Annotated in this window: 11 protein-coding genes; all 11 read right to left on the bottom strand. The window is 59.5% G+C overall.

Annotated elements, in window-relative coordinates:
• Positions 1–76: 76 nt before the first annotated feature.
• The 11 genes from A8C75_RS04600 to rpe all read right to left on the bottom strand — a co-directional run bounded on the left by A8C75_RS04600 (position 77) and on the right by rpe (position 12585).
• Entirely contained in the window at positions 77–1384 is a 1308-nt protein-coding gene (locus A8C75_RS04600) for a TRAP transporter large permease (RefSeq protein WP_193788187.1), read from the bottom strand.
• Positions 1384–1902 carry a TRAP transporter small permease gene (locus tag A8C75_RS04595; protein WP_067378775.1) on the bottom strand — a complete coding sequence of 173 codons (519 nt, stop codon included), beginning with the start codon at positions 1900–1902 and terminating at the stop codon, positions 1384–1386. The genes A8C75_RS04600 and A8C75_RS04595 overlap by 1 nt, the downstream gene beginning before the upstream one ends.
• 54 nt (positions 1903–1956) lie before the next feature.
• Positions 1957–2919: a TRAP transporter substrate-binding protein gene (locus A8C75_RS04590; RefSeq protein ID WP_084783762.1), complete on the bottom strand. Its 963-nt coding sequence runs from the start codon at positions 2917–2919 to the stop codon at positions 1957–1959.
• A gap of 159 nt (positions 2920–3078) precedes the next feature.
• Positions 3079–3900: a putative hydro-lyase gene (locus A8C75_RS04585; RefSeq protein ID WP_067378769.1), complete on the bottom strand. Its 822-nt coding sequence runs from the start codon at positions 3898–3900 to the stop codon at positions 3079–3081.
• A gap of 113 nt (positions 3901–4013) precedes the next feature.
• On the bottom strand, positions 4014–4910 hold the full coding sequence (locus tag A8C75_RS04580) for a LysR family transcriptional regulator (RefSeq protein ID WP_067378765.1): 897 nt from the start codon (positions 4908–4910) through the stop codon (positions 4014–4016).
• A 285-nt stretch (positions 4911–5195) separates the two neighbouring features.
• A complete protein-coding gene (locus tag A8C75_RS04575) occupies positions 5196–6878 on the bottom strand; it encodes an electron transfer flavoprotein-ubiquinone oxidoreductase (protein ID WP_067378762.1) in 1683 nt (560 codons plus the stop codon).
• A 572-nt stretch (positions 6879–7450) separates the two neighbouring features.
• Positions 7451–8386, bottom strand: coding sequence for an electron transfer flavoprotein subunit alpha/FixB family protein (locus tag A8C75_RS04570; protein WP_067378760.1), 936 nt, complete (start codon positions 8384–8386; stop codon positions 7451–7453).
• Positions 8386–9135, bottom strand: a complete 750-nt coding sequence (locus tag A8C75_RS04565; RefSeq protein WP_067378757.1) for an electron transfer flavoprotein subunit beta/FixA family protein — start codon at positions 9133–9135, stop codon at positions 8386–8388. Before A8C75_RS04565 ends, A8C75_RS04570 begins: the two co-directional genes overlap by 1 nt.
• 403 nt (positions 9136–9538) lie before the next feature.
• Complete coding sequence (trpE, locus tag A8C75_RS04560; RefSeq protein ID WP_067378754.1) at positions 9539–11020, bottom strand: anthranilate synthase component I; 1482 nt, start codon at positions 11018–11020, stop codon at positions 9539–9541.
• Positions 11021–11233: 213 nt separating this feature from the next.
• The gene (locus tag A8C75_RS04555; protein ID WP_067378751.1) at positions 11234–11914 is read right to left on the bottom strand and encodes a phosphoglycolate phosphatase; all 681 of its coding nucleotides are present in this window, start codon (positions 11912–11914) and stop codon (positions 11234–11236) included.
• Positions 11914–12585, bottom strand: a complete 672-nt coding sequence (gene rpe, locus A8C75_RS04550; protein WP_067378748.1) for a ribulose-phosphate 3-epimerase — start codon at positions 12583–12585, stop codon at positions 11914–11916. The genes A8C75_RS04555 and rpe overlap by 1 nt, the downstream gene beginning before the upstream one ends.
• Between the last annotated feature and the right edge of the window lie 83 nt (positions 12586–12668).

Raw genomic sequence — 12668 nt, 5'->3', positions numbered from 1 at the left:
GGGCAAGATCAGAAAATTAATCCAGGCTGATGCAGGGCTGTACCGCCAGGCGGCACAGCCCCTGTACGTTATATCACTAGCGCTGCGACATGGTCGTCGGCAGGTAGGTCACGATCTCGGGAAACCAGCTGATCAGCACTATGGCAAACAGGATCAGCAGGAAGAACGGCAGTGCCGCCCGGGCCACGTAGAGGATGTCCTTGCCAGTGAGCGCCTGAATCACAAACAGATTGAAACCCACCGGTGGCGTGATCTGGGACATTTCCACCACCAGCACTATGTAGATACCGAACCAGAGCAAATCGATATTGGCCTGCTGCACCATGGGCAGAACCACAGCGACAGTCAGTACCACCACCGAGATACCGTCCAGAAAACAGCCCAGTACCACAAAGAGCAGCGTCAGTGACATCAACAGCACCACCGGCGAGAGCGCCATGTCGCCAATCCACTGCGCCAGGGCGCCGGGGATGCCAAGAAAGCCCATGGCCAGCGTCAGAAAATGCGCACCGACCAGAATCAGCCCGATCATGCAGGAGCTCTTTACCGCCCCCAGCAGACTGCCGAGAAAGCTCTCGCGATCCAGGCTGCCGGTCACCAGGGCCAGAAACAGTGAACCGAAAACCCCCAGTGCAGCCGCTTCGGTCGGTGTGGTCAGGCCACCATAGATGGAGCCCAGCACGAAGCCGATAAGGGCGACAATAGGCAGCAGCTGTTTCAGCGCCTTCAGTTTGACGATAAAGGGTACGCGGTCGGAAGTGTTGCTCGGCAGCTCATCCCTGTTCAGCAGCGCCCACACCATGGTATAGCCCATAAAGAGCACCATCAGCAGCAAGCCCGGCAAGGCACCGGCGATAAACAGCCGACCAATCGACACCTCGGCGGCCACGCCGTACACGATCAGGATAATGGAGGGCGGTATCAGCAGCCCCAGGGTGCCGGAGCCGGCCAGGGTTCCCACCGCCATGCGCTCGCTGTAGCCCTGGGCCTTGAGTTCCGGCAGGGTCATGCGGCCAATGGTGGCGGCCGTGGCGGCGGAAGAACCCGATACGGCGGCAAAGATGCCACAGCTGAGCACGTTCACATGCAGCAGTTTGCCCGGCAGGCCACTCAGCCAGGGCGACAGCCCCTTGAACAGGTCCTCCGACAGGCGGGTGCGAAACAGCACCTCCCCCATCCAGATAAACAGCGGCAAGGCGGTCAGAGACCAGGAGGTACTGGCGCCCCAGCTGGAGGTGGCGAACAGCAGGCCGATCTGGTCGTTGCCGGACAGCATGAGCCCCAGCACCGCCACGCCTGTCAGCGCCAGCGCCACCCAGATACCCATGGCGAGCATCAGCAGCATGCTGACGGCCAGTACAATCGATAGCAGCGTCATATCCATCAGACTTCCTCCAGATTGAGTTCATTCTCATGGGTCTGATAGGCCGGTACCCGCCCTTTCACGACACAGACAAGGCTATCCAGAATGGCCAGATTCAGCGCCAGCATTCCCAGCGCCAGTGGCACCTGCGGAATCCATATAGGCACCGGAATATAGCCGTAGGAGACTTCCTCGAAGACGTAGGACTCCCACACCATATAGATGCAGTGCCAGGTCATGTAGCTAACCAGCACCAGGGCAAACAGCAGTACCAGTAATTCCTGCAGGAAGCGCACCCGGGACGAGCAGCGCTGAATCAGCAGCGTAACCCTGATATGCCCGCCTTCGTGAAAGGTATAGGCCAGGCCGAGGAAGGTGGCGCCGGCCAGGGCATAGCCGGAAAAGTCTTCCGCCGAGGGCACGATAAAGCCGAACAGCCTACCGACTATCTGGGCCAGGATGATGAGCATGATGACGACCAGACAAAAGCCCGCCAGGTAGCCCGATGCCAGATACAGTTTTTCTCGAAGTGAGTGCATAACAGGCGCCTCGCTGAACAGGCTCCACAATCGGAGCCTGTGACACTGAAATTACTAGCGGTAGCTGGAGAGGATGGCGCCAACGTCATCCGGAGACTCGGCCTTCCACTCATCGATCATGATGTCGCCGATCGTCTGCAGTTCAGCCATCAGCTCGGCGGAAGGCTCTGCCACCTGAATACCGTTCTCGGCCAGGGTTTTGGTATCCTCGGCCGCCGTGACACGCACACGCTTCCAGCCTTCGCTTTCGGCTTTGGCGGCGGCATCCAGAATAATCTGGCGGGTCTTGTCATCCAGACGCTTGAACGCCCGCTTGTTCACGACCACCACGTTCTTGGGAATCCAGGCACGCACATCGGTGAAGTGCTCCAGGTAATCCCAGGCCTGGCCGTTCACGCCGGTGGAGGGTGACGTGATCATGGCGTCGATAATACCGGTGCTGAAGGCCTGGGGAATGTCCGGCACCTGCACAGTGGTCGGGGTGGTATGCATCAAATCCGCCAGGCGGGAAGTCGACGGGCTATAGGCGCGCATCTTCAGGCCACTCAGGTCTTCCAGCCGGTTGACCGGCGCCTTGGTGTAAAGGCTCTGGGCCGGCCAGGCAACGGTGTACAGCAGGGTCATGCCGTCTTTATCCAGCTGCTTTTCGACTTCGGGCCGGGCCGCCGCCCAGAGTTTCTCGGCATCATCAAAGGTGGTGGCCAGAAACGGAATATTGTCGTGTTTGAACACCGGATGGGTATTACCCATGATGCCAATAAAGACCTCCCCCAGCTGCACCTGACCGGTTTTCACCGCCCGCGGTATTTCCGGATGCTTCACCAGGGAAGCGCCCGAATGCACGGTAATATCCAGTTCACCGGCGGTATTGGCCTTGATTTCCTCGGCAAATTCACGCGCGATCTGGGTCGGCAGATTGGCATCGGCGTAGGGCGTGGGCATATGCCACTTGTCGGCCTGAACCGCAGAGGTCGCAAGGGTACCCAACAGCAGCATGGCGCTGGCTAATTTTTTCATCTTGATGCTCCAGTTTTCATTGTTATTAAAAAGTACCGGATCTCATCCTGAGCCGGATAACGATTACCTCTGGACGACAACATTCCTGCTATCAATAATAGCTGTCGGCATTAAAGCTCACTGGGTTACCGGGAAAGGTGGCGCTGCAGCGTGCAGGCCTCAGAGAATCGCAAGTTCTGCATTAAGAAGATCGGTGATCAGCATCTTGCCGGGCACATGGGTGATGCAGATAGGCGGTTTGGCATTGCCCACGGCCACCTGGGGCGTCACACCGCAGGCCCAGAAAACAGGCAGCTCATCGCCACGCAGCTCAACCGCATCGCCAAAGTCAGGCGCGGCCAGGTCTGCAATACCGATCAGTGATGGATCACCCAGATGCACAGGCGCACCGTGGGCCTTGGGCAGCCGGGTGGTGACCTGTACCGCGCGAATGGCGTCGCTGGCGATGAAAGGCCGCATGGACACCACCATGTCACCGTGGAAACGCCCACCGGGCACGGTCGGGATATTGCTGCGGTACATAGAAACGTTCAGGTCCATGTCGATATTGCGCACCGACAGGCCGGCCTGCTGCAGGGCATCTTCAAAGGAAAACGAGCAGCCCAGCACGAAAGCCACCATGTCATCCTGCCAGAGGCTAGCGATATCCGTCGGGGTTTCAACCAGCTCGCCGTCGCGAAAAATATTGTATTCGGGTACGTCGTGACGAATATCGATATCCAGCCCCAGGCCCGGCAGGGCCGGATTACCCACCTCGGACACGGCGATCAGCGGACAGGAAACCGGATTGTTCTGACAATAGGTGAGAAAGTCACCGGCCCAGTCGGCGGGCAGAATAACCAGATTGCCCTGCACCAGACCCGGCGCCAGGCCGCTGGTCATGGCACTGTGCTCGCCGCGGCGAATAGCCTGACGCAAGGCACTGGATTCGCCCAGCAGGCGCTCTTTGTAATCGGACAGACTGCGTTGCAACCTGGACATGGCGGGAACCTCTGCTGGTCTTGTTATTGTGTCTTCTGCTAAAGACTCTACTCCAGTCAGAAAAAATTTCTAATTATCATTTTATTGCCATGTTAATAAAAAAAATTGATCAACTAAGCCGTTACGGCGGTCGTGGCTACCCTAACCGCCATCTGTGCCGCGAGCTCCGCCAGCGGATTGCACGGCACTGTAGGATAGGAGGCCGTAAAGGCCAGGGCGCTGGGCGTCCAGTCTACCTCGACCCTTTTCAGGGTACCGGCGGCCAGTTCCGCGGTGATCATGACCTCTGGCAAGGTCGAGACACCCACGCCATCCAGGGTCAGACGGTGGCAGGCCGCCAGTGAACTGGATGAAAAAAAACGCACCGGCGGCCCGTCCAGCGCCCGGAATTGCTGGCTGATCTCGGCAAAGGGTTTGGTGCTTCTGGCATAGGTAATAATCGGCCAGCGCGTCAGCTCGTTGAGCACCACCGGCCGCTGCGGCAGATCCAGCCCGGGGCTGGCAACCCACACCAGCGGGAAGGTGCAGAGTTCAAGGTCAGCGATATTGGGGTCCGAGACGGGCCCCATCAGAAAGGCCAGATCCAGCGAGCGCTCCAGCAAGCCCATGCGCAGGTTGCTGGTCACATCCACGGTCAATTCGACTTCCAGATTGGGCATATCGATATGCAGGCACCGCAGAAAATCGGGCAGCCAGGTATGGACGATGGTTTCAGATACCCCCAGGCGCAAAATGCCGCCCAGCGCCAGTGACAGGTTGGCACGCTTGCGCAGCTGTTCCGACATGAAAATGATCTTCTCGGCGTAGGGCAGTAGCTCCTTGCCCTTGGCCGTGAGGGCGACGGGGCCTGGCCCTACCTCGCGTACAAACAGCTTGGCGCCGAGTTCCTCCTCCAGCGCGGCTATGCGCGACGAGATCGCCGGCTGCGTAGTGCACTGGCGTTCCGCCGCCTTCCTGAAGCTTCCGAGGGTCGCTACCCAGACAAAGGTTTCCAGACGTTTGAAGTTCATCAGATTCCCCTTCGAAATAAGTTCAGCGCCGCAAAGGTGCGCTCTTTGGGGAAAAACAGCAAGACGCGCCGGCCAGGCACGCTCAACCGTAGCCTGATTTTACGAATTCCGGGAAATGAGCCCCAGGCGAATTTCGGTGCACCACCAATCCACCAATTACCAATGACTACTTACCAATCTTCGTGATTCGTGATTCGTGATGTCAGCTTACGGCTTACGGCTGAAAGCTGCCGGTTTACCAATTACCAATTACCGGTAGCCCGGTCGCTTTCTCGCCCCTTGCCCCTACATATTCGGGTAAGTCGGGCCGCCGCCGCCTTCTGGCACCACCCAGGTGATGTTCTGCGACGGGTCTTTGATATCGCAGGTCTTGCAGTGCACACAGTTCTGGGCGTTGATCTGAAAGCGCGGGCCGCTTGCCTCTTCCACCACCTCGTACACCCCCGCCGGGCAGTAACGCTGCGCGGGCTCCGCCCAGGTGGGCAGGTTAGTGCCAATGGGGATGCTGGCATCCCTCAGCTGCAGGTGGCTGGGCTGGTCTTCTTCATGGTTGGTGTTCGACAGGAACACCGATGTCAGTTTGTCAAAGCTCAGCTTGCCATCCGGCTTGGGGTAGTCGATCTTCTGGCTCTGAGCCGCAGGCTGGAGCTGGGCATAATCCGCACGGGTATCGTGCAGGGTGACGGGCAGCTTGCCGCCGCACAGGTTCTGATCGATGAAGTTGAAGGCGCCCCCCATCAGAGTGCCGAACTTGTGCAGCGCAGGGCCAAAGTTGCGGCTGCGATAGAGCTCGTCGTAGAGCCAGGAGGCCTTGAAAGCATCGGTGAAAGCGGTGATATCCTGGCCGGCGCTGTCGTTTTCACCCAGGGCTTTGAACAGGCTTTCGGCGGCCACGATGCCTGATTTCATCGCCGTGTGGGTGCCCTTGATCTTGGAGAAGTTCAGGGTGCCGGCATCACAGCCCAGCAGCAGTGCGCCCGGCATGGTCATTTTGGGCAGCGAGTTGAAGCCACCCTTGGTGATGGCGCGGGCGCCGTAGGACACGCGCTTGCCACCCTCCAGATACTGCGCAAACAGCGGATGGTGCTTCATGCGCTGGAATTCATCGAACGGGCTCAGCCAGGGGTTGCTGTAGTTCAGATCAACGATCAGCCCCACCACCACCTGGTGGTTGTCGGCGTGGTACAGGAAGAAGCCGCCACTCGTGCCTTCCTGCCCCTTGCCCGTCAGCGGCCAGCCGGAGCCGTGCAACACCAGGCCCGGCTGATGCTTGGCGGGGTCTATATCCCACAACTCCTTGATCCCCAGGCCGTAGTGCTGCGGATCGGCGTCCTTGTCGAGCGCAAACTTTTCGATCAGCTGCTTGCCCAGGTGGCCGCGGCAACCTTCGGTGAACAGGGTGACCTTGGCGTGCAGCTCCATGCCTTGCGTATAGCTGTCTTTGGGCTGGCCATCGTGGCCGATGCCCATGTCGCCGGTGGCGATACCCTTAACGCTGCCGTCTGCGTGATAGAGCACTTCGCTGGCAGCAAAACCCGGGAAGATCTCTACGCCCAGGGCTTCGGCCTGCTCCGCCAGCCAGCGGCACAGATTGCCAAGACTGGCGACATAGTTGCCATGGTTGTGCATGGTCTTGGGCACCAGCGCATTGGGGATGCGCCGGGCAGAGGTCGCATCACCCAGCAGGTAGATCTGATCTTCGGTGACTGCGGTGGTCAGGGGCGCGCCGCGCTCTTTCCAGTCAGGAAAGAGTTCGGCCAGGGCGCGGGGTTCGATCACGGCACCCGAGAGTATATGGGCGCCGACTTCGGAGCCTTTTTCCACCACACAGACCGACAGCTCGCGTTCGGCGTCCTGCGCCTGCTGCATCAGGCGAATGGCGGCGGACAGACCCGCAGGGCCCGCACCTACAATCACCACATCGAATTCCATCGATTCGCGTTCAGCAGCGTTCACGGCTTCGCTCATGGGGACTTACCTCTTGTTATGCTGTGTAGTGGAATTAGAAAATGGGTGGGTAAATTGCGTCTGTAAAAATAGATAAATGAATAAATAGCTGTACCAGGCAAAAAAACAGGGGCCGGCAACTGAGGCCCGCCCCTGAAGGCACAATGTTGAACAGATACTTGAATATTACAGGCTGGCTTCCAGCTCAGGCACGGCCTCGAACAGACCTACAACCAGGCCGCAACTCGAGAGCGCCACCTGGAAGCTTTACAAGCTCGCTTCCAGCTCAGGCACAGCCTCGAACAGACCTACACAACCAGGCCGCAACTCGAGAGCGCCACCTGGAAGCTTTACAAGCTCGCTTCCAGCTCAGGCACAGCCTCGAACAGACCGACAACCAGGCCGCAACTCGAGAACGCCACCTGGAAGCTTTACAAGCTCGCTTCCAGCTCAGGCACAGCCTCGAACAGACCGACAACCAGGCCGCAACTCGAGAGCGCCACCTGGAAGCTTTACAAGCTCGCTTCCAGCTCAGGCACAGCCTCGAACAGACCGACAACCAGGCCGCAACTCGAGAGCGCCACCTGGAAGCTTTACAAGCTCGCTTCCAGCTCAGGCACAGCCTCGAACAGGTCTGCGACCAGACCATAATCCGCCACCTGGAAGATCGGCGCCTCTTCATCCTTGTTGATCGCGACTATCACCTTGGAATCCTTCATGCCGGCCAGGTGCTGGATGGCACCGGAAATGCCCACAGCAATGTACAGCTCGGGCGCGACAATCTTGCCGGTCTGGCCGACCTGCATGTCGTTGGGTACAAAGCCCGCATCCACTGCCGCGCGGGACGCGCCCACGGCCGCACCGAGCTTGTCGGCAACCTTTTCCAGCAGGGCGAAATTCTCGCCGTTGCCCATGCCGCGACCACCGGAGATAATGACACGCGCCGCCGTCAGCTCAGGACGGTCCGACTTGGCGACTTCTTCACCGACGAAGCGCGACAGCGCAGCATCATGTACCGCCGTCACGGCTTCAATAGTGGCAGAACCGCCTTCAGCAGCCACCGGGTCAAAGGCCGTGCCACGCACTGTGATGACCTTGATGGCATCCAGCGACTTCACCGTGGCAATGGCGTTGCCGGCATAGATCGGGCGTTTGAAAGTATCGGCCGACTCGACCGCAACGATATCGGACAGCTGACCCACATCCAGCAGGGCTGCCACGCGGGGCAGCAGGTTCTTGCCGGTGGTGGTGGCCGGCGCCAGCACATACTCAAAGCCAGCGGTCTTGGCCAGCTCTGCCACCAGCGGCGCGACGTTCTCCGCCAGCTGATGCCCATAGGCGGCATTGTCGGCCAGCAGAACCTTGCTGACGCCGGCAACCTTTGCAGCCTGATCGGCTACGGCCTGACAGCCTTCACCCGCCACCAGCAGAGCCACATCGCCACCGATGGCAACGGCTGCAGCAACGGTATTAAGCGTGGCCGGTTTCAGGATGCTGTTATCGTGTTCCGCAATAATCAGGGTCGCCATCAGATCACCTTCGCTTCGTTTTTCAGTTTTTCCACCAGCTCGGCCACCGAGCTCACCTTGATACCACCCTTGCGTTCGGCCGGCGGCTCAACACTCAGCAGCTCGATGTGCGCGCGCAGCTCCACACCCAGATCCGCCGGCGTTTTCACCTCCATTGGCTTCTTCTTGGCTTTCATGATGTTGGGCAAAGACGCATAACGCGGCTCGTTCAGGCGCAGATCGGTGGTAACGATGGCGGGCAGCTTCAGACCCAGGGTCTGCAGGCCGCCGTCGACTTCACGGGTCACCAGAGCTTCATCACCCTCGATCTTCACTTCAGAGGCGAAGGTACCCTGGGACAGGCCCGTCAATGCCGCCAGCATCTGGCCGGTCTGGTTGTTGTCGGAATCGATCGCCTGCTTGCCGAGAATCACCAGACCCGGCTGCTCGTCGGCCACGATCTTGGCCAGCAGCTTGGCGACGGACAGGGATTCGGGGCTGTTTTCGGTTTCAATATGGATACCACGATCAGCACCGAGCGCCAGCGCCGTGCGAATCTGCTCCTGCACCGCCTTGGGGCCTATGGAGACGACGATCACCTCGGTCGCCACGCCGGCCTCTCTGAGCCGCACCGCCTCTTCCACCGCGATCTCGCAGAAAGGGTTCAGCGACATCTTGACGTTGGCCAGATCCACATCGCTGCGATCCGCCTTGACGCGTACCTTGACGTTGTAGTCGAGGACACGCTTGACCGTTACCAGTACTTTCATGCTGTTCTGCCTTTTCGCATTACTGTCCAGGCCCACACCCGCAAGGGGCGGACCGCATCGATAACATGAACTTGTGCCTACCTGGCCATAAGGATAGAACCAAACAGGACACTCGCTCGCCCATAGGGCATGCCAGCCACAAAAAAATACGCTTCAAGCGCCGCTGGCCGGTAAGTCAGTGTCATGCAGTGTCGCGCGTAGTCGCGTATCGGACAATAACAAATGGAGCCTATTAATTGACATATGAGGCCAGCAGCACAAAAACCCGCGGCCACACAGGTGAAACAAGGGAACATCACAGGTTCGAATACCGACAAGCGACAGACAAAGACAGGCAAAAAAAACCGGAGCTCAGGGCTCCGGTCTTGGGTTCAGTGCTGCGGTCTGCGCAGCAGCAGGCCTGTTAGAGGTTATCGAGGCCCTGCTCCACCATGGCCACGGCACGGAAAATGGCCCGCCCCTTGTTCATGGTTTCATCCCACTCGTTCTGGGGTACCGAATCGGCCACGATACCGGCGCCGGCCTGAATGTGCAGGGTTTTGTCCTTGATCACCGCAGTGCGAATCGCGATGGCGGTATCCATGTTGCCATTCCAGGACAGGTAGCCCACGGCGCCGCCATAAACGCCGCGTTTCACCGGTTCAAGCTCGTCGATAATTTCCATCGCCCGCACCTTGGGCGCACCGCTGAGGGTGCCGGCCGGGTGGGCCGCACGCAACACATCCATGGCACTGACATCATCGCGCAGGCGGCCATTCACGTTGGAGACGATATGCATCACGTGGGAATAGCGCTCTACCACCATTTTCTCGGTGAGCTGCACCTCGCCTACCCGGGCCACGCGCCCCACATCGTTGCGCCCCAGATCGATCAGCATCAGATGCTCGGCCAGCTCTTTGGGGTCCGACAGCAGATCCTGCTCCAGCGCCCGATCCTCGGCCTCGGTTTCACCGCGGGGGCGTGTTCCGGCGATGGGCCTGACGGTCGCAATACCATCCTCCACCCGGGCGAGAATTTCCGGCGATGACCCCACCACATGGAAATCATCCAGATTCAGCAAATACATGTAAGGGGACGGGTTCAGGCAGCGCAGTGCGCGGTACAGATCCAGCGGCCGGCTCTCGAAGGGAATCGACATGCGCTGGGAGATCACCGTCTGCATCATGTCACCGGACAGGATGTATTCCTTGATACGGGCCACCGCCGCCTTGAAGGCATCTTCACCAAAGCTGGACTTGAACGCAGTCTCATCAACATGACGCGCAGGCGCAGCCTCGGGCGGCCGCGGCGTGGCGGTGCGCAGCCTGGCCACCAGCTCATCGAGCCTGGCTTCGGCACGGGAAAGTGCATCCGGCAGCGCAGGATCGGTATGACAGATCAGAATCAGCTTGCCGCTGAGATTATCGAACACCACCAGCTCATCGGACACCATCAGCAGGATATCGGGCGTGCCTATCACATCCGGCGGGGCCGTCGCCGCCAGGCGCTTTTCGATATAACGCACTGTGTCGTAGCCAAAGTAACCCACCAGGCCACCATTGAAGCGCGGCAGATGGGGTAGATCCGGTACCCGGTAGCGGGCCTGGAACTGCTCGACAAAATCCAGCGGATCTTCCACCTCCAGCTGCTCGACGATGGAACCGTCGGTACTGATGCTGACCTCATGGCCGCAGACCTTGAGCAGGGTACGGCACGGCAGGCCGATAATGGAGTAACGCCCCCACTTTTCACCGCCCTCGACGGACTCGAACAGATAGCTGTAGGGCGCGTCGGCCAGTTTCATGTAAGTGGAAAGCGGGGTGTCCAGGTCGGCCAGTACGGTGCGCATCACCGGAATACGGTTGTAATTCTGCGCGGCCAGATCGGAAAACTGTTCAGGCGTCATTTTGCTGCCTCAAAAAGTGGGTATGAAGGTGTGTCAGGCGGGAATTACAGACGCCATCGCCAGCGCGACTCCAGCTGCAATACGCCGAGTCGAAAGCCCATTTGATGAAGCACAAAGAATAGATTCACGGCTGAAAGTTGTCAGTCAAATCAGAATGTTGGAACCATACGATATAGCAAGCCCGAGGGCCTGCGCAACCGCTGCCACAGCGACTCACAGCAGCGCATCCAGCCGCGCCACTATCAGATCAGGCGCGCTGGCCTCGATAGGTTCACCGTGGTTGTAGCCATAGGGCACGCCCACCACCTTGCACCCGGCAGCCCGGGCGGCACGGATATCGTTGCTCGAGTCCCCCACCATCAGGGTAGTGGCAGGCGTGGCGCCGCACTGTTCGATGGCGCTGAGCAGCATGGCGGGATCCGGCTTGCAGCTGGGCAGGCTGTCGCCACCGATCACCACATCAAAGTAGCCATCGATCCCGAGCCCCTGCAGCATGTCACCGGTAAAGCGCATCGGCTTGTTGGTCGCAACGCCAAGACGAATACCCCGCGCCCTTAGACCATCCAGGCATTCGCTCACACCGGGATAGAGTGCACTCAGTGCCGCGGTGGACTCGCCGTAGAACTGCAAAAAGAGCTCATAGGCCTGCTCGAAGCGCCCCACTGGCAGGGTGGCATCGGCTATATCCAGCTGCCCATGCAAGGCGCGGCGCACCAGCGTCGGTGCGCCATTGCCGACCCAGTCCCGCACCCGTGCAACGCCGGCAGGCTCAAGCTCGAGCGCCGCCAGCATGCGATCAATGGCCAGGGCCAGATCCGGCACGCTATCCACCAGGGTGCCGTCCAGATCGAACAGCACCAGCGCGGGGTCACTGCCTCCGAACAGGCTGCGCATCAGGACACCTTCGCCAGCTCGGCACGCATGGCTTCGATAGTCGCGCGGTAATCATCGGTATTGAAGATGGCGGAACCGGCGACAAAGGTATCGGCACCGGCGGCCGCGATCTCGGCGATATTGCCAATACCGACACCACCATCCACTTCGAGGCGGATATCCAGGCCACTGGCGTCGATACGCTGGCGCACCAGCCGCAGCTTGTCGAGGGTAGAGGGAATGAACTTCTGACCGCCAAAACCCGGGTTAACGGACATCAGCAGAATCATGTCCAGCCGATCCATCACATGGTCAAGGTAATGCAGCGGTGTCGCGGGATTGAACACCAGGCCTGCCTGACAGCCGCCATCACGAATCATCTGCAAGGAGCGATCTATATGCTCCGAGGCTTCGGGGTGGAAGGTGATAAAGCTGGCACCGGCCTCGATAAACTCGCCGATCATGCGATCGACCGGCTTGACCATCAGATGCACATCGATAGGCGCCTTGATGCCGTGCTTTCGCAGCGCCTTGCAGACCATGGGGCCAATGGTCAGATTCGGCACATAGTGATTGTCCATGACATCAAAGTGCACAATGTCAGCACCTGCCGCGAGTACATTTTCAACCTCCTCACCCAGGCGGGCAAAGTCGGCGGACAGAATGGACGGGGCTAGTTTGTAATCGGCCATGGTCAGACTCTTTGTGAAGGAAATTTTCAATCGGCGCTATTGTAACCAAGCAAGGCCTTGCCTGCGACCGGGCAGTTCTGAAT

Source organism: Marinobacterium aestuarii (assembly GCF_001651805.1).
GTDB classification, from domain to species: Bacteria; Pseudomonadota; Gammaproteobacteria; order Pseudomonadales; family Balneatricaceae; genus Marinobacterium_A; species Marinobacterium_A aestuarii.
This window is presented reverse-complemented; position numbering and strand designations above follow the sequence as displayed.